Origin of the sequence: Streptomyces atratus, assembly GCF_014648655.1 — a bacterium.
Lineage (GTDB): Bacteria > Actinomycetota > Actinomycetes > Streptomycetales > Streptomycetaceae > Streptomyces > Streptomyces atratus.
The window spans coordinates 57,771-75,672 of record NZ_BMRN01000010.1; the positions used below are offsets into that span (position 1 = coordinate 57,771).

A 17,902-nucleotide genomic window follows, 5' to 3' on the forward strand; every position below is an offset into this window, starting at 1 on the left:
GAAAGCGCCTCAGCGATCAGGCGTCCTCGGCCAGTTCCAGCCAGCGCATCTCCAACTCATCGCGCTCAGAGACCAGTTCGCGCAGCTCCGCGTCCAGCTTCGCCACCTTCTCGAAGTCCGTGGCGTGCTCCGCGATCTGTGCGTGCAGCGCGGTCTCCCGCGTCGACATCTTGTCGAGCTGCCGCTCCACCTTCTGCAGTTCCTTCTTCGCCGCACGTGCGGCCTGTGGGGAGACGCTCGCGGCCGGCGCGGCCTTCTCCTTCGCCGCCGCGGGTGCGGCGGAGGGGGTGGCCGCCTCCTCCATCCGCTGCCTGCGCTCCAGGTACTCATCGATCCCGCGCGGCAGCATCCGCAGCGTGCGGTCGCCGAGCAGCGCCATCACCCGGTCCGTGGTCCGCTCGATGAAGAACCGGTCGTGGGAGATCACGATCATCGATCCGGGCCAGCCGTCGAGGAGGTCCTCCAGCTGGGTCAGGGTCTCGATGTCGAGGTCGTTGGTGGGCTCGTCGAGGAAGAGGACGTTCGGCTCGTCCATCAGCAGGCGCAGGATCTGGAGCCGGCGCCGCTCACCGCCCGAGAGGTCACCGACCGGGGTCCACTGCTTCTCCTTCGAGAAGCCGAACTGCTCGCAGAGCTGGCCCGCGGTCATCTCCCGGCCCTTGCCCAGGTCGACCCGGTCCCGTACCTGCTGGACCGCTTCGAGCACCCGCAGGTTCGGGTTGAGCTCGTGGACCTCCTGGGAGAGGTAGGCCAGCCTGACGGTCTTGCCGACGACGACCTTTCCGGCGGCGGGCTGCGCGTCGCCCTGTGTGCGGGCCGCCTCGGCGAGCGCCCGCAGCAGCGAGGTCTTGCCCGCGCCGTTGACCCCGACCAGACCGATCCGGTCACCGGGGCCGAGCTGCCAGGTGAGGTGGGTGAGCAGCGTCTTGGGACCCGCCTGGACGGTCACGTCCTCCAGGTCGAAGACGGTCTTGCCGAGCCGCGCGTTGGCGAACTTCATCAGCTCGCTGGTGTCGCGCGGCGGCGGCACGTCGGCGATCAGTTCATTGGCCGCCTCGATGCGGTAGCGCGGCTTGGAGGTACGGGCGGGGGCACCGCGGCGCAGCCAGGCCAGCTCCTTGCGCATCAGGTTCTGCCGCTTGGACTCCTCGGTCGCGGCGATGCGCTCCCGCTCGGCCCGCGCGAAGACGTAGTCGCTGTAGCCGCCCTCGTACTCGTGGACCGTGCCGCGCTGGACGTCCCACATGCGCGTACAGACCTGGTCGAGGAACCAGCGGTCGTGGGTGACGCAGACGAGCGCCGAGCGGCGTGCCCGCAGGTGGCCGGCCAGCCAGGAGATGCCCTCGACGTCGAGGTGGTTGGTCGGCTCGTCGAGGACGATCAGGTCCTGCTCGGCGATGAGCAGCTTGGCCAGCGCGATCCGGCGCCGCTCGCCGCCGGAGAGCGGGGCGATGACGGTGTCCAGACCGTGCTCGAAGCCCGGCAGGGCGAGCCCTCCGAAGAGTCCGGTGAGCACATCGCGGATCTTCGCGCTGCCCGCCCACTCGTGGTCGGCGAGGTCGCCGATCACCTCGTGGCGGATGGTCGCCTCGGGGTCGAGCGAGTCGTGCTGGGTGAGGACGCCGAGGCGCAGCCCGCCGCTGTGGGTGACACGGCCGCTGTCCGCCTCCTCCAGCCTGGCGAGCATCCGGATGAGGGTCGTCTTGCCGTCGCCGTTACGGCCCACGACACCGATCCGGTCCCCCTCGGACACGCCGAGGGACACGCCATCGAGCAGGGCACGGGTGCCGTACACCTTGCTGACCTGCTCGACATTGACCAGATTGACGGCCATTTCACTCCTGCCTGGGGGATCGATCGACGTCCCAGGGTAGTCGGCTCGCGGCTGCGATAGCGTGCGGCAATCGATCAAGGGGCGGGGGCCCGGTCGGAAGATCTTCGGACATCTCAGGGGTGGGGACTTCAGTGGGGACTTCGACGGTGCGTGACACCGTGCGGAATGCCGGTCGAGGGCCGGTGCGGGGCATGGTCGCGGCGGCACTGCTGGCGACGCTGGTGCTGGCGGGCTGTTCGTCGGCGTCGCAGGATGCGGGGGCCGTGGCCGAGAAGCCGACAGGCGGGAAGCCGTCGCAGAAGGCCGGGACGGCCGGGAGGACCGCCGCCGAGGGCGGCACGGTCGGCGGCTCCGGCTCGGCCTGCCCGCTGCCCGTCACCTTCGACCTCGCGGCGTCCTGGAAGCCGAAGGCCGTCGACGTCGATCCGGACTCCGAGCTCGGCGCCGCACTGGGCGTGCAGGGCCAGGTCACCATGGTCTGCGAGATCGACGCGAAGCCGGCGGGGAACATCGGTTATCTGCGGGTGTGGCAGGGCAAGAAGTCCGATCGCAGCCCGCGCCAGGTCCTGGAGGCGTTCATCGCCGACGAGGACGGCGCCGGAAAGGTCACGTACACCGAGACCAGGGCCGGTGACCTGGCCGCAGCCGAGGTCGGCTACACGGTCAGGAGCAAGCTGCTGGACGAGCTCAAGAAGGAGCGGGCCTTCGCCGTCGCCACCCCGGACGGGCCGGTCGTGATCCATCTGGGCGGGATGGACTCCGAGGAGCACGAGGCGATGCTCCCGGCGTACGAGCTGGCCAGGAAGAGCCTGCGGCTCGGCTGACCGGGCGGCGGTGCCGCCCGGCCGGCCCGGCTCACAGGACCGTGGCGCCCGGCGCCGGGGACACCGCGGCCCGTGCGTTTCTGCATGTTCCCGAGGTGATCAGCGCCTCGGCCACCTTCCGCGCCGACTCCGCGTCCGCCACCAGGAACGCGGTGGTCGGCCCGGAGCCCGAGACCAGGGCGGCCAGGGCACCGGCCTCGGTGCCGGCGGCGAGGGTGTCGGCGAGGGACGGGCGCAGGGACAGCGCGGCGGGCTGGAGTTCGTTGCTCAGGGCGCCCGCGAGAGCCGTGGCATCACCGGTCCGAAGCGCGTCCAGGAGCGCGGCGGACGCGGCGGGATCCGGGACGTCCGTACCGGCTGTGAGCCGGTCGAACTCGCCGTAGACGGCCGGGGTGGAGAGCCCGCCGTCGGCGACCGCGAAGACCCAGTGGAAGGTTCCGCCGACATCGATCGCGGTCAGCTGCTCGCCGCGTCCGACACCGAGAGCCGCGCCGCCGACGAGGCTGAACGGCACGTCACTGCCCAGCTCCGCGCAGATGGCGAGGAGCTCCTCCCGGCCGGCACCGGTGGACCAGAGGGTGTCGCAGGCCAGCAGGGCGGCCGCACCGTCGGCGCTGCCGCCCGCCATGCCGCCCGCGACGGGGATGTCCTTGGCGATGTGGATGTGCACATCGGGTGCGATGCCGTGCCGCTCGGCCAGTGCGATCGCGGCGCGGGCGGCGAGGTTCGTCGCGTCCAGCGGGACCTTGGCGGCGTCCGGGCCCGAGCAGGTGATGCGCAGTTCGTCGGCGGGGGTGACGGTGACCTCGTCGTACAGGCCGACGGCGAGGAAGACATTGGCCAGGTCGTGGAAGCCGTCGGGGCGCGGGGCGCCGACCGCCAGCTGGACGTTGACCTTGGCGGGTACGCGGACGGTGACGCTCACTCGCCACTCCCGGAGGGCTTGTTCTCGGCAATGGCGGCGAACTCCTCGACGGTCAGCGCCTCGCCGCGGGCCTGCGGCGAGATCCCGGCCGCGACCAGGGCCGCTTCCGCGGCGGGCGCGGAGCCCGCCCAGCCGGCCAGGGCCGCCCGCAGCGTCTTGCGGCGCTGGGCGAAGGCCGCGTCGACGACCGCGAAGACCTCGGTCCTGCTCGCGCTCGTCATGATCGGCTCGGTGCGCCGGACCAGCGACACCAGACCGGAGTCGACGTTCGGGGCGGGCCAGAAGACATTGCGGCCGATGGACCCGGCCCGCTTGACGTCCGCGTACCAGTTGGCCTTCACCGACGGCACGCCGTAGACCTTGTTGCCCGGCCTGGCGGCCAGCCGGTCGGCGACCTCGGCCTGGACCATGACGAGGGTCCGCTCGATGGACGGGAAGCGCTCCAGCATGGTCAGCAGGACCGGCACGGCGACGTTGTACGGAAGGTTCGCGACCAGCGCGGTCGGCGCCGGGCCCGGCAGCTCCCGGACCAGCATCGCGTCGGAGTGCACCAGGGCGAACCGGTCGGCGCGCCCCGGCATCCGGGCGGCGACCGTGGCCGGCAGGGCGCCCGCCAGCACGTCGTCGATCTCGACGGCGACGACCCGGTCCGCCGCCTCCAGCAGGGCCAGGGTCAACGAGCCGAGCCCCGGACCGACCTCGACGACGACGTCGTCCGGGCGGACTTCCGCCGTCCGCACGATCCTGCGGACCGTGTTGGCGTCGATGACGAAGTTCTGACCGCGCTGCTTGGTCGGGCGTACGCCCAGCTTGGCGGCCAGCTCGCGGATGTCTGCGGGGCCCAGGAGGGCATCGGGCTCAGTGGTGCTCACCCGGTAAGCCTACGGCCGCGGCGCGGCCGGGGGCTCGCCCCCGTTGCGCGTACGGCCTCCCGCTCCGCCGCCGGTGCTACCTCCGCGCCCGGACGAAGATCTTGTCGCCGTTGGCGAGCGAGCTGCCGAGGGCAGGGGTGACGGTGTCGTGGGCGGTGATGGTGACGCCCTGGTCGGCGAGGAGTTCGTCGACGTCGTCCGCGAAGGTGTGCACGGTGCGGGGCGTGCCGTCGACGTCGAGCGTCACCGCCTTGTCGCAGGCCACGAACGCGGTGGTGCCACCGGCCAGGAACGCGACGACGAGGGCCTGCGGGACGAGACGGCGCAGGCTCTCGGGGCGGACGGGGACCTTGCGCCGCCGGGCGGCCCGGCGCGCCGCCGCCCGGCCGCCGTCGGTGCCGGGGAGGGCCGGCCGGCCGGGCCGCAGGGGCGTATCGACGACTGTCGGGGCGCGGATCGCCCAGGCGGCGAGCGTCAGCTGCTCATGAAGCGGTACGGATGCGGCGGCCGGAAGACGGGTGGGCGGCATCGCCACCGCCGTACGCCCCCTGCCGCGTGCTGCACGGTGACTGCCCTTCGAATTGCTCACGACGCTCCAGAGGATCCGATCGGCCGGCTCGCCTGATGGCGCCCGGGACGATAGCGGAGCGTCGATGACTCTCCAAAACGCCTCAACTACACACCGTAGCCTCGGAGTCGGCCGATACCGGCCAGTACCGGTCAGTAGTCGAATGCGCGGGCGGTGTTGTCGGAGATGGCCGACGCCAGAGTGTCCTCGTCCACGCCCTTCACCTCCGCCATGGCACGCAGCGTGACCGGAATGAGGTAGGGCGCGTTGGGCCGTCCGCGGTACGGGGCGGGGGTCAGGAACGGTGCGTCCGTCTCGACCAGAACCAGTTCCATCGGCGCGACGGCCAGTGCGTCACGCAGCGGCTGGGCGTTCTTGAAGGTGACATTGCCCGCGAACGACATGAAGTACCCGGCGTCCGCGCAGATCCGGGCCATGTCGGCGTCGCCGGAGTAGCAGTGGAACACGGTCCGCTCGGGAGCACCCGCGTCGGCGAGGATGCGCAGCACATCCGCGTGCGCCTCGCGATCGTGGATGACCAGCGCCTTGCCGTGCCGTTTGGCGATCTCGATGTGGGCCCGGAAGGACTCCTCCTGCGCGGCCATTCCCTCGGGGCCGGTACGGAAGCGGTCGAGACCGGTCTCGCCGACACCGCGTACGTGGTCGAGTGCGGCCAGCGCGTCGATCTCCGCGAGAGCCTCGTGCAGCGCCGCCCGGCCGCCCCCCTCACGCGCCCCCTGCCGCGACCGGCCATCGGGGTCGCCGTGCACGATGCGCGGCGCCTCGTTGGGGTGGAGGGCCACCGCCGCGTGCACGTTCGCATGCGCGGCGGCGGTCTCGGCGGCCCAGCGCGAACCGGCCACGTCACAGCCCACCTGGATCACGGTGGTCACATTGACCGCCGCGGCCCTGGCCAGGCCCTCCTCGACAGTTGCGTCCTGCATGTCCAGGTGGGTGTGCGAATCGGCGACCGGTACCCGGAGGGGTTCGGGCAGCGGCGGGGCTTCGGAACGGCTCATGACGACGATCGTACGAGGACCGCGCCGGTGGCCTTACTTGCGGTGGAACGGGTGCAGCAGGTCGGACAGGTGCCAGTGATGCCCCGCACCCGCGGGTGCGACGGTCGCGGCCACGGCCTCGCCCTCCCGGGCGCCGATGTCCTCGATCGCCGGCCGCGTCGACGCGGAGTTGCGGAGCAGCTGCTGGACGGTCGAGACCCGGCCGGCCCTCATGATCCGGACCACGTGTCCGCCGCAGTTCGTGCAGGTCGGCGTGGAAAGGGGTGAGGGCACCCGTTCTCCGTCCGCCTTGTATATGACGAAAGCGTTGTTGGAACCGTCCACGTGGTGCTCTATTTCGAAGGCCTGCTCCCAGCCGTGTCCACACCTCATGCAGGCGAAGGCATACGCCTCATGCACGGTGGTTGCTGCGATCTCGCTCATGCCCGCTCCTTCGTCCGTTCGGACAAGCACGCCGGAGAATGCGTCCCTGGTCCAGTGGACGCCCATACCGACGGGAGCGCATCAGGCCCTGTCGAGTGTTGAAGCGGATTTGGCCTTCTCGTGGCAGAAAGGCCCGGTGCGCGGCTCGCGCTTTGCCATCTACGACAATCCTTTGCCCTCGGCCGGGCCGGTCCGCGCCGCATTCTTTGCCGCAACGACCGCATCGAAGACTTCGCGCTTGGGCAGCCCCGCATCCGCGGCAACAGCGGCAATGGCCTCCTTGCGCCGCTCCCCCGCCTCCTCGCGCACCTGCACCCTGCGTACCAGCTCCGCGGCGTCCAGTTCTTCGGGTCCGGAGTCGGCCGCGCCCTCGACGACCACGGTGATCTCACCGCGTACCCCTTCGGCCGCCCAGACCGCCAGCTCGCCCAGCGGGCCGCGCTTCACTTCCTCGTACGTCTTGGTCAGTTCCCGGCACACGGCCGCCCGGCGGTCGGCGCCGAAGACCTCGGCCATCGCCGCGAGGGTGTCGTCGAGCCGGTGCGGGGCCTCGAAGAAGACCATGGTGCGGCGCTCGTCGGCGACCTCGCGCAGTCTGCCGAGCCGTTCGCCCGCCTTTCGCGGCAGGAAGCCCTCGAAGCAGAACCGGTCGACGGGCAGCGCGGACAGGGCGAGAGCCGTGAGCACCGCGGACGGGCCGGGGACCGCGGTGACCTTGATGTCCCTCTCCACAGCCGCGGCCACGAGCCGGTAGCCGGGATCGGAGACGGACGGCATCCCGGCGTCCGTGACCAGCAGCACGCGGGCGCCGCCGCTCAGCGCCTCGACGAGTTCGGGCGTACGGGCCGACTCGTTGCCCTCGAAGTAGGAGACGACCCGCCCCGTGGTGTGGACGCCGAGCGCCTGCGTGAGACGGCGCAGCCGTCGGGTGTCCTCGGCGGCGACCACATCGGCCGTCTCCAGTTCAGCGGCGAGGCGTGGCGGGGCGTCCGCCACATCGCCGATGGGGGTTCCTGCGAGTACCAGCGTTCCAGTCGTTCCAGTCACATGAGTCATCCTCCCAGCACGGGCGACAGCGCTCGCACAGACGCGTTCCCTACGATGGCGCGGTGACGAGTACTGCGCCCGAAGCCCAGCAGGGCCAAGACGCCGGGGAACCGCACGGCGAAGAGCCGACATCCTGGCAACAGCGGCTGCGCCGCTTCGGCCATTCGCCCCGGTCCGGAATCGGGCTGCGTGAACGGCTGATTCCGCCGTACACCCGCCCCGGCGCCCAGTTGTGGTCGGTGCTCGGGATCTCTCCGCCCATGGCCGAGCGCCTGGTCCGGTGGTCCGCCTGGGGCGGCCCGCTGCTGGTGGCACTGGTCGCCGGGGTGCTGCGGTTCTGGAACCTGGGCAGCCCGCACGCGCTGATATTCGACGAGACGTACTACGCCAAGGATTCCTGGGCGCTGATCAACCAGGGGTACGAGGGGAACTGGCCCAAGGACATCGACAAGCTGATCCTCGACGATCCGTCGAAGGTGCACATCCCGGTGGATCCGGGCTATGTGGTGCACCCGCCGGTCGGTAAGTGGATCATCGGGATCGGTGAGCAGATCTTCGGTTTCACGCCGTTCGGCTGGCGGTTCATGGTGGCGGTGCTCGGCACGCTGTCGGTGCTGATGCTGTGCCGGATCGGGCGGCGGATGTTCCGCTCGACGTTCCTGGGGTGCCTGGCCGGCACGCTGCTCGCCGTCGACGGTCTGCACTTCGTCATGAGCCGCGCCGCGCTGCTCGACCTGGTGCTGATGTTCTTCGTCCTGGCGGCGTTCGGCGCCCTGCTGATCGACCGCGACTGGGCGCGACGCCGCCTCGCCGCCGCTCTGCCGGTCGACGAGGAGGGTGTGCTGCGCCCCGATGCCGAGGTCGCGGAGAATCTGCGTCTGGGCTGGCGTCCGTGGCGGCTCACCGCCGGTCTGATGCTGGGGCTGGCCTTCGCCACCAAGTGGAACGGCCTGTACATCCTGGCCGGCTTCGGTCTGATGACGGTGCTGTGGGATGTGGGCGCGCGCCGGACCGCGGGTGCGGTTCGCCCGTACACGGCGGTGCTGAAGCGGGATCTGCTGCCGGCGTTCGTCTCGACGGTCCCGGTCACGATCCTCACGTACCTCGTCTCCTGGACCGGCTGGATCGTCACCGACAAGGGCTACTACCGGAACTGGGCTCAGACCGACGGCAGGGGCGGCAACTGGACGTGGTTGCCGGACTGGCTGCGCAGTCTGTGGCACTACGAGTACCAGGTCTACGAATTCCATGTGAATCTGACGTCCGGCCACACCTACCAGTCCAATCCGTGGAGCTGGATCGTGCTCGGCCGGCCCGTCTCGTACTTCTGGGAGGAGCAGCCGGGCTGCGCGGCCTCGGAGACCGGCAAGTGCTCCCGCGAGGTGCTGGCCATCGGGACGCCGCTGCTGTGGTGGGCGGCGTGCTTCGCCCTGGTGTACGTGCTGTGGCGCTGGTTCTTCCGGCGCGACTGGCGGGCGGGGGCGATCGCCTGCGGTGTGGCGGCGGGCTGGCTGCCCTGGTTCTTCTACCAGGAGCGGACGATCTTCCTCTTCTACGCGGTCGTGTTCGTGCCGTTCCTGTGTCTGGCGGTCACGATGATGATCGGCGCGATGCTGGGTCCGGCGGCGGGGACCGGGGCCGAACGGGAACTCGGCCTGGCTGCCGGCGATCCGTCGGGGGAACGGCGGCGGACGCTGGGGGCGATCGCGGCGGGCGTGCTGGTATTGCTGATCATCTGGAATTTCATTTATTTCTGGCCTATTTATACGGGAACGCCCATTCCCGACGGCTCCTGGCGGGACCGAATGTGGCTGGATACCTGGATCTAGCTGGGCAGGAGCACCAAGAGGCCGCAGTCATCGACTGCGGCCTCTTGGTGAGTTGGCCATCATCGGTACCCATCGGGGGCCCGCGGACGGCCCGCGGACGGCCCGGCGGTCGGCCCAGGGAACGGCTCTGACACCCGCGTGACACCTGACACCGTCACGGGGGCCGTGACACCCAAACCCTTAGGCGGGAGCGAGTGTCACTATCCTGCGACAGCGAAGATCGATTCATTGCCAACGAAGTTTGGCTGCAGGGCGAGGGTTGATGAGCCGCCGTATATCCCAAGGTGTCCTGGTCGTCGGGTCGATCGGCGCTCTGATCAACATCGTGGACGCGATCGGGCCGGGGCGTCTGGAGCCGCACGATGCCTTCGCCGCGCTGGTCGTGCTCGGTGCGGGTGGTGAACTACTCAAGGAGCGGCGGCCCAGGGCCGCGAAGGCGCTGTACGCCGTGGCGTCGGTGCTGCTGGTGGTTGCCGGATCCGTCGCGGGGGCCAGCGCGTGGGCCTCGTTCTTCAGGGGCGCGGCCTATGACTGGCTCGACCTCGGACTCGGGGTTCTGGTCATGCTCTACGTGGCCGTCGGCGCGGGTCAGCTACTCGCGCACCTGTCCCGCAGAGCATCGAAGTCTCTTGACTTCCGCTCCCCGCCCTAAAGGACGGGGATTCCTGCCACGGTCTGCTGACCGTCTCGGTGGGTTCCTGCTTCTTCGCGCTGTGCCGGGAGCCGAAGTCCCGGTCTTACCTGCGCTCGACAGGCTGACACCGCCAGTCCGGCGGCCAGTGCGACGTTGACTGCCGCGTTGATGTCCCGGTCCAGAACCACCCCGCACGTCCGGCACTGCCAGACGCGGACGTGCAGGGGTTTGGGACCGTCCTTGACGCCGCAGGCCGAACAGACCTGGCTGGTGGGCTCGAAACGCCCGATACGGATGAAGACCCGCCCGTACAGGGCGGCCTTGTACTCCAGCATCGCGACGAACGACGCCCATCCCGCGTCGTGCACGGACTTGGCCAGACGTGTGCGGGCGAGCCCGTTGACCGCCAGGTCCTCCACGGCCACCGCTTGGTTGTCGCGGATGATCTGTGTGGAGAGCTGGTGGTGGAACTCGCGCCGCGCATCGGCCGCCTGCGCATGCGCGCGGGCGACCTTGACCCGGGCCTTCTCCCGGTTCTTCGACCCCTTCGCCTTACGGGACAGACCGCGCTGCTCCCGTTTGAGTTTCTTCTCCGCCCGGCGCAGGAACCGGGGGCTGCTGATCTTGGTCCCGTCGGAGAGGACCGCGAAGTGTCCAAGGCCGAGGTCGATGCCGACGACCGGTTCCACGGCGGGCAGCGTTTCGGGTTCGGTTTCCACGACGAAGGACGCGAAGTACCTTCCGGCCGCGTCCTTGATCACAGTCACTGTCGAGGGGGCCGAGGGCAGAACACGGGACCACTTCACCCGCACAGCGCCGATTTTCGGTAACGACAGGTCCCCGCCGGGGGTGATCTTCCACCGGGCGTTCCTGGTGAAGCGGATCGACTGCCGACTGTCCTTACGGGACTTGAACCGGGGTTCTGCGATCTTCGGCCCCTTGCGGGTGCCCTTCAGCGAGGCGAAGAAGTTCGTGTATGCGGTGTCCAGGTCCCGCAGGGACTGTTGGAGCACCACGGCGGACACCTCGCCGAGCCAGGCACGGGCCCGGGTCTTCTTCGCCTCGGTGATGACCTGTTTGGACAGGTTCCCGGCCTTCGGGTAGGGCAGGCCCTGTTCATGGGCGTCCTTGCGGGTGCGCAACGCGTCGTTGAAAACGACGCGGGCGCACCCGAACGCCCGGGCCAGCGCGGCACGCTGAGGACCGTTCGGGTACACGCGGAAGGTGTACCGAAGCTGCATACCGAACACCGTAATACAGTTGGTTTATGGCCGAGTATCAGAACATTCGTACTGGTCGTCACTGTGCTTTTGCCCTCCATGCACATTTGGTTTTTGTGACGAAGTACCGGCACAGGGTCTTCGAGGACGTGCACCTGACGCGTATGGAGGAGGTCATGCGGGCCGTGTGTGAGGACTTCGAATGCGAGCTGGTGGAGTTCAACGGCGAGGACAACCACGTACATCTGCTGGTGAACTTCCCCCCGAAAGTGGCCCTGTCCAAGCTGGTCAACTCGCTAAAGGGCGTCAGCTCACGCCGGCTCCGCCAGGAGTACCCGGAACTGGTCCGACACTACTGGCGGGCTCAGCGTCTGTGGTCCGGCTCCTACTTCGCCGGCTCGGTGGGTGGGGCTCCGCTGTCCATCGTCCGTCAGTACATCGAGCAGCAGAACCGTCCGCTCTAGCCTGCCGGTCAGAGCAGCGCTCAGAATCGCTTCACCACTGCGATTAGTTCCGGTAGCAAGCCAGGCCGCCCCACTGCTTGAGCTTGTTGATGCAGCGTTCGACGGGCATCCGCTGGGGCGGACGCCCTCTCAAGATCGCAGCCTGACCAACCCGGCGAACCAATGCGGTCACGGCACTAGCCGCCGCAGGTCAGGTCCTTCGCGGGCAGCCGGCCCGTGGTCAAGTACCGCGTGACGCCGGCGTCCGCACAGGACGGGCCGGCCACCACCACGCCGTGGCCCTCACCGCCGGCCACCGTGACCATCCGCGCACCGTGCAGCGCCCGCCGCATGCCCTGCGCCATGGCCAGCGTCGCCTGCGGGTCCCACTGGTTCTGCACGATCAGCGCGTTGACGTCGTTGCTCACCACGGTGGCCGGCTCGCTTCCCGCCGACTTCCAGAACGCGCACGGCTGAATGTTGGCCCCCAGGTCGCCGGCCAGCGGGTACTTGGCCCGGTCTCGGATCGCGTCCCGGCGGTACTGCTCGGGGTTGCGCGGCCAGCTGCGGGTGTCGCCGCAGAAGACGGCCCACACGACGGCGGACGGGTTGTCCGCCGGAACGTCCGCACCGAACGCCCCCGCGTCGGCGGACCGGACCGGGACGGAGTCGGGCACCGCCGACGCGGTCGGCGTGGCCGGCGCGGGCGGTCCGCCCGCGGCCGCGGCCTTCAACGCGACGATCCACGGGGTGACGGTAGCGACGTGGACGAACGCACCGTACTCGGAACGGATGGCGCCACCGCTGAGCGCCCCGCCCTTCGTCGGGACGGGCGTGCGGTCGGCGCGGGCGATGAGCTCCCAGTACGTCTTCCGGACCTCCGCCGGAGTCGGGCCCAGCCCGTACGTGGCGTTGCGCGCGGCGGCCCACTCGGTCCACCGGGTGAAGGCGAGTTCGGCCCCCGCCGACCACCCCCGGAACAGCCCTCGCCACGCGAGCGTCGGATCGAGCGCGCTGTCGAGCACGAACCGGTCCGAATGCCGGGGGAACATCTGCGTGTAGACGGCGCCCAGGTACGTGCCGTACGAGTACCCGAAGTAGGAGATCTTCCTCTCTCCCAGTGCCGCCCGGACGACGTCCATGTCCCGTGCCGTGTTGCGGGTGGTGATGTGCGGCAGCACGTCCCCCGCTTTGGCCCAGCACTTGTCGGCCACCGTCCGGGCCCGGGCCACGTCCTTCGCGAACGTCCTTGCGGTGTAGGGGTGCTGGAAGGTCTGTTCGTCGCCCGTCAGGTCGCAGCCGATCGGCGAGCTCTGCCCGACCCCGCGCGGGTCGAAGCCGATCAGGTCGAACCGCTCTCGTACCTCCGCCGGCAGCAGCGGCTCCATCTCCACGGGCATGGTCAGCCCCGGACCGCCCGGGCCCCCGGGATTCATCAGCAGCACGCCGTGCCGCTCCTTCGCACTGCCCGCCTTGATCCGCGATATCGCGAGGTCGATCTTCCGGCCCCCGGGGTCGCTGTAGTCCAGCGGCACCTTGACCTTCGCGCACTCGAACCCCGCCGGCCGGTCTGTATCGCAGCGCTCCCAACGGAGTTTCTGCTGCGCGTACTGCTGGAGCGGATCCCCCGCCGCGATCGCCGTCACGGGGGTGAGCGCTGCCGTCACGACCGTCACCGCGCCGACCGTCAGCACGGAAATCGTTCGTCCGCCTCGTAGAGCCATGCCAGTCCTCTGTACAGAATCAGTGTCTCGGATCGCCTCCAGTCTCTGTTCCGCCCCACTCGTACCTCGTACGGCTCGGGGATGGGCCCGTGATCCAACTCGTGGCGTACGGCGACGCATCGACCTCCTGCTGGAGTCCTGCTCCTTGTCGTTCACCGGTCAGGGTGGGTGGCCGGTCGGCCACCTGCCGGCCGTCACGCCGTGGACACCCCGGCCCGCAGCGCGGCGATGGCACAGGCGGCCGCAGCGCCGACGGCGCGGCCGATCGCTGTGTCGTCGGCGCCCGGGCAAGAGCGGGTGAACACGGTTGCCGCGTTCCGGCATCCGCCGGGGTGGGTGACGATGCCGACCTCGTTGCGCACCACGCCGACCGGGCTGCCGCTCCTCGCGACCGCCCACACCGGCGGACGGACGCCAACGACAAGGCGGTGCCCTTCCGTTGACGCCCCATCACCGCCCGCACCCACACGCAGTCAGCAGGGGCCCGGTGCGATCGGCCCATGCAGTGGTTCGGCCGTGTCGCGGGCGGTGGTAGGGGTGGAGCGGCGCGGGTCGAGCGCCCGACCGGTGGCCAAGTTCTTGTCGGCGGCGAGCTCCGGGAGCGGCGGTGGCGGGCCAGGCCGGCGCGTCGGCCCACTCGGCGCGGCCTCCCTGTCTTCCGGCTTGTCGGATCAGCACGCGGATCCCCCGCCCCCCTAGGGGTTAGGGGAGGGATGCCCGGCGTCGCGCGTCCAGCCAGATCCAAGCCACACCCGCGTCATTCCATGGACAGCACACCAGGTCTTCGGTGTGCGCGGCGCACTGCCCAAGCATCTGCGGGCGACCGTGGACGTGGCGAGCGGGTGTGGTCTCCGACAGGGCGAGGTGTTCGGGCTCTCCGAAGACGAGCTGGACTACGAAGACGGCCGGCTCGCGAAGACGGCGCAGTAGGCGTTGAACGGCCCCGTCCGGCAGGGAAACCGCTGGTCGGGGCCGTCTGCGCCGCCATGCGCGAGGCTTCATTCATTTCTGGCCCATTTACTACGGGGACGCCCATTCCCGACGGGTCCTTGCGGGACCGAATGTGGCTGGATACCTGGATTTGACCGGCACACCTTGACTTGACCGTCATATTCATGCCGCATGTATCGCGTTCCTATAACAAACATCTCGACTGTCACCGCCGTCCCGTAGTGTGCCCGGCAGCATCCCCTTGAACGCGTTCAAGGGGAACTCCTGGGGAGGGGGACTGCAGGGATGCGCAGTGGAGCGAAGGTTGCGATGGTCGGCGGAGTGTTCGCGGTCGTGGTCGGCGGGGTGGGCTACGGGGCGTACAACGTCCTGAACGGGCTGAGCGGTGGCGGCGACGGCACGGACAGCAAGTCCACCTCTGCCGAAGTGAAGACGGGGCCGGTCACCAAGGCGGAGATCGACGACGCGTCGAAGAAGTTCCTCAAGGCCTGGGCGAGCGGTGACGCGGCCGCCGCGTCCCAGCTCACCAACAACGCGGCCGAGGCCGAAACGGCCCTGACCGGCTACCGCGAGAGCGCCCATGTCACCAAGGCGGTGATCACTCCGGGCCCGGCGGTCGGCACGAAGGTGCCGTACACGGTGAAGGCGACCGTGTCGTTCGAGGGGAAGTCCAAGCCCTGGTCGTACTCCTCCGAACTGACCGTGGTGCGCGGCCTGACCACCGGCAGGGCGCTGGTCGGCTGGGCCCCCACCGTGATCCACCCGGATCTCACGGCCGGTGCGTCGCTCAAGACGGGTGAGGCGTCGACGCCGTCGATCGAGGCCGTCGACCGCAACAACAAGGTGCTCACCAAGGAGAAGTACCCCTCCCTGGGCTCGATCCTGGACACGCTGCGCGAGAAGTACGGGGAGAAGGCGGGCGGCACCGCGGGCATCGAGACCTGGATCGAGAGCGCGGACGCGAACGGCCCGGACAAGACCCTGCTGACCCTCACCAAGGGCCGGCCGGGCAAGCTGCAGACCACGCTGGACGCGAACGCGCAGGCGGCGGCCGAGGTGGCCGTGAAGAAGTTCAGCCAGGCCTCGGTGGTCGCGGTCCGGCCGTCCACGGGCGCGATCCGCGCGGTCGCCAACAATCCGGCCACCGGATTCAACGCGGCGATGCAGGGCAAGCAGGCGCCCGGTTCGACGATGAAGATCGTGACGGCGGCGATGCTGATCGAGAAGGGCCTCGCCTCGGCCAACCAGAAGATCGAGTGCCCGCCGACCGCGACGTACTACGGCCGCACCTTCAAGAACCTGGACGGCTTCTCCATTCCCGACGGCACTCTGACGACCAGCTTCGCCCGGTCCTGCAACACCGCCTTCATCAAGCTGATCGACGACACGAAGGACGATGCCGCACTCGCCAAGGAGGCACGCGACGTCTTCGGGATCGGCCTGGACTGGCAGACCGGTGTCGTGTCCGTCGACGGCAGCGTGCCCGAGGAGACCGGAGGCGAGGCGGCCGCCCAGTACATCGGGCAGGGCACGGTCCAGATGAACGCCCTCAACATGGCGTCCATCACCGCCACCGCGAAGAACGGCACCTTCCGCCAGCCGATCCTCGTGGACCGGTCCCTGGACGGTCGGCCGATCGCCACCGCCTCCCGGTCGCTGTCTCCGTCCGTCTCCCAGCAGCTCACCAACATGATGCGCCAGACGGCGAGTTGGGGCACCGGGAAGGCCGCGATGGCCTCGGTCGGGGGCGACAAGGGCGCCAAGACGGGCTCGGCGGAGGTGGACGGCCAGGCCACGTCCAACAGTTGGTTCACCGGCTTCAGCAACGACCTGGCCGCAGCGGCGGTCGTCCAGTCCGGCGGCCACGGCGGGGACGCGGCGGGACCGGTGGTGGCGGCGGTACTGCGCGCGGGGTCGTGACGCGTCCCCGCGTACGGAACGTCGTCGCGCGGCCCCCGCGGTGTTCGCTAGCGTGCGGGGCATGAGCACTTCCGATGCCACCGCTGCCGCAGAAGCCCACCCCCGATTCGCCGAGGCCCTGCGGGAACTGGGCCTCGATGTCGAGATCCGCCGGTTCCCGGAGGCCACCCGCACCGCCGCCGAAGCCGCTGCCGCGATCGGCTGCGAGCTCAGCGAGATCGTCAAGTCCCTGATCTTCGAGGCCGACGGCGTCCCGGTGCTGGTCCTGATGGACGGCGCCTCGCGCGTCGATGTCGAACTCGTGCGCGAGGAACTGGGGGCCGGGAAGGTCAAGCGGGCCGGGGCCGATCTGGTCCGGGAGACGACCGGGTACGCGATCGGTGGCGTGCCGCCCTTCGGCCACCGTACGAAGACCCGGGTGCTGGCCGACCGCGGTCTGCTGGACCACGACGTGGTGTGGGCGGCGGCGGGCACCCCGCACACCGTCTTCCCGCTCGACCCCAAGTCGCTGATCGGGCACGCCGGCGGAACCGTGGTGGATGTGCGCGAGCAGTCGAAGTGACACCGCTGGTCGCGTTCGCGGTCCTGGTCGCGGCCGTCACGCACGCCAGTTGGAACGCGATCGCGCACGCGATCAAGGACCAGCTCCTCTCCTTCACCCTGATCTCCGGCGGCGGTCTGCTGATCGGCGCGGCTGCCGCCTGCTTCGTCCCGCTCCCGGCCGCCGGGGCCTGGCCGTACCTGCTGGTCTCGGCCGCGCTCCATGTGGCGTACATGCTGCTGCTGATGCGTTCGTTCACCCTGGGCGACTTCGGGCAGATGTACCCGATCGCCCGGGGTACGGCGCCGCTGGTGGTGACGCTCCTCGCCGCGGTCTTCGTCGGCGAGCACCCCGACGGCTGGGCCACCGCCGGAGTCGCGGTGGCCTCGGCGGGGCTGGTCGGGCTGGCCCTCTGGGGCATCAGGGGCTCCGGCAGGCGCCCCGACTGGCCGGCCCTGCTGGCCGCCCTCGCGACCGGCCTGGCCATCGCCGGGTACACCACGATCGACGGGGTCGGGGTGCGTGCCTCGGGTACCCCGCTCGGCTATGTCGCCTGGCTGATGATCCTGGAGGGTCTGGCCATCCCGGCCTATGCGCTGTACCGCCGCCGCGCCGAACTCCTGCCCGCCCTCGGCCCATTCGCCGTACGCGGGCTGCTGGGCGCGGCCCTGTCGGTGACGGCGTACGGCCTCGTCCTGTGGGCCCAGACCCGGGCAGCACTGGCACCGATCGCGGCCCTGCGGGAATCGTCGATCATCGTCGGAGCGGCCATCGGGACGCTGTTCTTCAAGGAGCGGTTCGGCGCACCGCGGATCGCGGCGGCGGGGCTGATGGTGGTCGGCATCGGGCTGATGCTGCACACGAGTTGAGCACGACGACCCTGCGGCTCCGCCCCTTGTTCAATCGGGGTGCACGGAGAGGGTGTACGTGAAGTCGGTGTCGGGGACGACGACGAGGAACGGGTTGCCGCCCTTGATGTGTGCCTGGGCCGCGTGCTGTCCCTGCCGGTCCTCGTACCAGGCACGGAGCTCGGCGGGGCGGTCGGGCGTCCGACCGCCGCGCCGGCCGACCTGCCGGAGTTCGCCACCGCAGGGCGGGAGTCGGTGGCAGGCAGCTCGCGGGCCGACG

18 protein-coding genes are annotated in these 17,902 nt (G+C 70.1%); 8 read left to right on the forward strand and 10 right to left on the reverse strand.

The features are described 5' to 3' along the window. Window positions 1-16 precede the first annotated feature (16 nt). Window positions 17-1,834, reverse strand: a complete 1,818-nt coding sequence (locus IEZ15_RS18795; RefSeq protein WP_189278257.1) for an ABC-F family ATP-binding cassette domain-containing protein — start codon at window positions 1,832-1,834, stop codon at window positions 17-19. A gap of 191 nt (window positions 1,835-2,025) precedes the next feature. Here IEZ15_RS18795 and IEZ15_RS18800 point away from each other — a divergent pair, with 191 nt between their 5' ends. Further along, window positions 2,026-2,658, forward strand: a complete 633-nt coding sequence (locus IEZ15_RS18800; RefSeq protein WP_189278526.1) for a lipoprotein — start codon at window positions 2,026-2,028, stop codon at window positions 2,656-2,658. 31 nt (window positions 2,659-2,689) lie between these two features. On the opposite strand, the gene IEZ15_RS18805 is transcribed toward IEZ15_RS18800, so the two are convergent. The 6 genes from IEZ15_RS18805 to rsmI all read right to left on the reverse strand — a co-directional run bounded on the left by IEZ15_RS18805 (window position 2,690) and on the right by rsmI (window position 7,521). Next, window positions 2,690-3,583: a 4-(cytidine 5'-diphospho)-2-C-methyl-D-erythritol kinase gene (locus tag IEZ15_RS18805; RefSeq protein WP_189278259.1), complete on the reverse strand. Its 894-nt coding sequence runs from the start codon at window positions 3,581-3,583 to the stop codon at window positions 2,690-2,692. Further along, the gene (gene rsmA, locus IEZ15_RS18810) at window positions 3,580-4,455 is read right to left on the reverse strand and encodes a 16S rRNA (adenine(1518)-N(6)/adenine(1519)-N(6))-dimethyltransferase RsmA (RefSeq protein WP_189278261.1); all 876 of its coding nucleotides are present in this window, start codon (window positions 4,453-4,455) and stop codon (window positions 3,580-3,582) included. The genes IEZ15_RS18805 and rsmA overlap by 4 nt, the downstream gene beginning before the upstream one ends. A 76-nt stretch (window positions 4,456-4,531) precedes the next feature. Beyond that, complete coding sequence (locus IEZ15_RS18815; protein ID WP_189278263.1) at window positions 4,532-4,984, reverse strand: ubiquitin-like domain-containing protein; 453 nt, start codon at window positions 4,982-4,984, stop codon at window positions 4,532-4,534. A 191-nt stretch (window positions 4,985-5,175) separates the two neighbouring features. After that, window positions 5,176-6,042 carry a TatD family hydrolase gene (locus IEZ15_RS18820; protein WP_189278264.1) on the reverse strand — a complete coding sequence of 289 codons (867 nt, stop codon included), beginning with the start codon at window positions 6,040-6,042 and terminating at the stop codon, window positions 5,176-5,178. 33 nt (window positions 6,043-6,075) lie between these two features. After that, window positions 6,076-6,465 (reverse strand): hypothetical protein, encoded by a 390-nt coding sequence (locus IEZ15_RS18825; protein WP_114244973.1) that lies wholly within the window; start codon window positions 6,463-6,465, stop codon window positions 6,076-6,078. 159 nt (window positions 6,466-6,624) lie between these two features. Beyond that, a complete protein-coding gene (gene rsmI / locus IEZ15_RS18830) occupies window positions 6,625-7,521 on the reverse strand; it encodes a 16S rRNA (cytidine(1402)-2'-O)-methyltransferase (RefSeq protein WP_189278265.1) in 897 nt (298 codons plus the stop codon). Between the two features lie 53 nt (window positions 7,522-7,574). Here rsmI and IEZ15_RS18835 point away from each other — a divergent pair, with 53 nt between their 5' ends. Then, window positions 7,575-9,341, forward strand: coding sequence for a dolichyl-phosphate-mannose--protein mannosyltransferase (locus tag IEZ15_RS18835; RefSeq protein WP_189278266.1), 1,767 nt, complete (start codon window positions 7,575-7,577; stop codon window positions 9,339-9,341). Window positions 9,342-9,603: 262 nt separating this feature from the next. Then, window positions 9,604-9,993 (forward strand): hypothetical protein, encoded by a 390-nt coding sequence (locus IEZ15_RS18840; RefSeq protein WP_189278267.1) that lies wholly within the window; start codon window positions 9,604-9,606, stop codon window positions 9,991-9,993. Here IEZ15_RS18840 and IEZ15_RS18845 read toward each other — a convergent pair. Continuing rightward, window positions 9,990-11,216, reverse strand: coding sequence for an RNA-guided endonuclease InsQ/TnpB family protein (locus tag IEZ15_RS18845; protein ID WP_189278268.1), 1,227 nt, complete (start codon window positions 11,214-11,216; stop codon window positions 9,990-9,992). The genes IEZ15_RS18840 and IEZ15_RS18845 overlap by 4 nt on opposite strands. A 26-nt stretch (window positions 11,217-11,242) precedes the next feature. On the opposite strand from IEZ15_RS18845, the gene tnpA reads away from it, so the two are divergent. After that, entirely contained in the window at window positions 11,243-11,659 is a 417-nt protein-coding gene (tnpA, locus tag IEZ15_RS18850) for an IS200/IS605 family transposase (protein ID WP_114242432.1), read from the forward strand. 176 nt (window positions 11,660-11,835) lie between these two features. On the opposite strand, the gene IEZ15_RS18855 is transcribed toward tnpA, so the two are convergent. Continuing rightward, complete coding sequence (locus tag IEZ15_RS18855) at window positions 11,836-13,314, reverse strand: alpha/beta hydrolase (RefSeq protein WP_308427423.1); 1,479 nt, start codon at window positions 13,312-13,314, stop codon at window positions 11,836-11,838. A gap of 242 nt (window positions 13,315-13,556) precedes the next feature. Continuing rightward, window positions 13,557-13,727 carry a hypothetical protein gene (locus IEZ15_RS18860; RefSeq protein WP_189278270.1) on the reverse strand — a complete coding sequence of 57 codons (171 nt, stop codon included), beginning with the start codon at window positions 13,725-13,727 and terminating at the stop codon, window positions 13,557-13,559. Between the two features lie 424 nt (window positions 13,728-14,151). Here IEZ15_RS18860 and IEZ15_RS18865 point away from each other — a divergent pair, with 424 nt between their 5' ends. From IEZ15_RS18865 to IEZ15_RS18880, 4 genes are all read left to right on the forward strand, one after another. Then, on the forward strand, window positions 14,152-14,292 hold the full coding sequence (locus IEZ15_RS18865) for a hypothetical protein (protein ID WP_189278272.1): 141 nt from the start codon (window positions 14,152-14,154) through the stop codon (window positions 14,290-14,292). A 306-nt stretch (window positions 14,293-14,598) separates the two neighbouring features. Beyond that, complete coding sequence (locus IEZ15_RS18870) at window positions 14,599-16,233, forward strand: penicillin-binding transpeptidase domain-containing protein (RefSeq protein ID WP_189278274.1); 1,635 nt, start codon at window positions 14,599-14,601, stop codon at window positions 16,231-16,233. 61 nt (window positions 16,234-16,294) lie between these two features. After that, complete coding sequence (locus tag IEZ15_RS18875) at window positions 16,295-16,795, forward strand: YbaK/EbsC family protein (protein ID WP_189278276.1); 501 nt, start codon at window positions 16,295-16,297, stop codon at window positions 16,793-16,795. After that, window positions 16,792-17,643 (forward strand): EamA family transporter, encoded by an 852-nt coding sequence (locus tag IEZ15_RS18880; protein ID WP_189278278.1) that lies wholly within the window; start codon window positions 16,792-16,794, stop codon window positions 17,641-17,643. The genes IEZ15_RS18875 and IEZ15_RS18880 overlap by 4 nt, the downstream gene beginning before the upstream one ends. Window positions 17,644-17,902 lie beyond the last annotated feature (259 nt).

Coding starts and splice junctions, on each gene's coding strand:
- IEZ15_RS18815 (WP_189278263.1), bottom strand. CDS start 4,984: ATGCCGCCCACCCGTCTTCCGGCCGCCGCATCCGTACCGCTTCATGAG.
- rsmI (WP_189278265.1), bottom strand. CDS start 7,521: ATGACTCATGTGACTGGAACGACTGGAACGCTGGTACTCGCAGGAACC.
- tnpA (WP_114242432.1), top strand. CDS start 11,243: ATGGCCGAGTATCAGAACATTCGTACTGGTCGTCACTGTGCTTTTGCC.
- IEZ15_RS18840 (WP_189278267.1), top strand. CDS start 9,604: ATGAGCCGCCGTATATCCCAAGGTGTCCTGGTCGTCGGGTCGATCGGC.
- IEZ15_RS18820 (WP_189278264.1), bottom strand. CDS start 6,042: ATGAGCCGTTCCGAAGCCCCGCCGCTGCCCGAACCCCTCCGGGTACCG.
- IEZ15_RS18845 (WP_189278268.1), bottom strand. CDS start 11,216: ATGCAGCTTCGGTACACCTTCCGCGTGTACCCGAACGGTCCTCAGCGT.
- IEZ15_RS18870 (WP_189278274.1), top strand. CDS start 14,599: ATGCGCAGTGGAGCGAAGGTTGCGATGGTCGGCGGAGTGTTCGCGGTC.
- IEZ15_RS18875 (WP_189278276.1), top strand. CDS start 16,295: ATGAGCACTTCCGATGCCACCGCTGCCGCAGAAGCCCACCCCCGATTC.
- IEZ15_RS18795 (WP_189278257.1), bottom strand. CDS start 1,834: ATGGCCGTCAATCTGGTCAATGTCGAGCAGGTCAGCAAGGTGTACGGC.
- IEZ15_RS18825 (WP_114244973.1), bottom strand. CDS start 6,465: ATGAGCGAGATCGCAGCAACCACCGTGCATGAGGCGTATGCCTTCGCC.
- IEZ15_RS18800 (WP_189278526.1), top strand. CDS start 2,026: ATGGTCGCGGCGGCACTGCTGGCGACGCTGGTGCTGGCGGGCTGTTCG.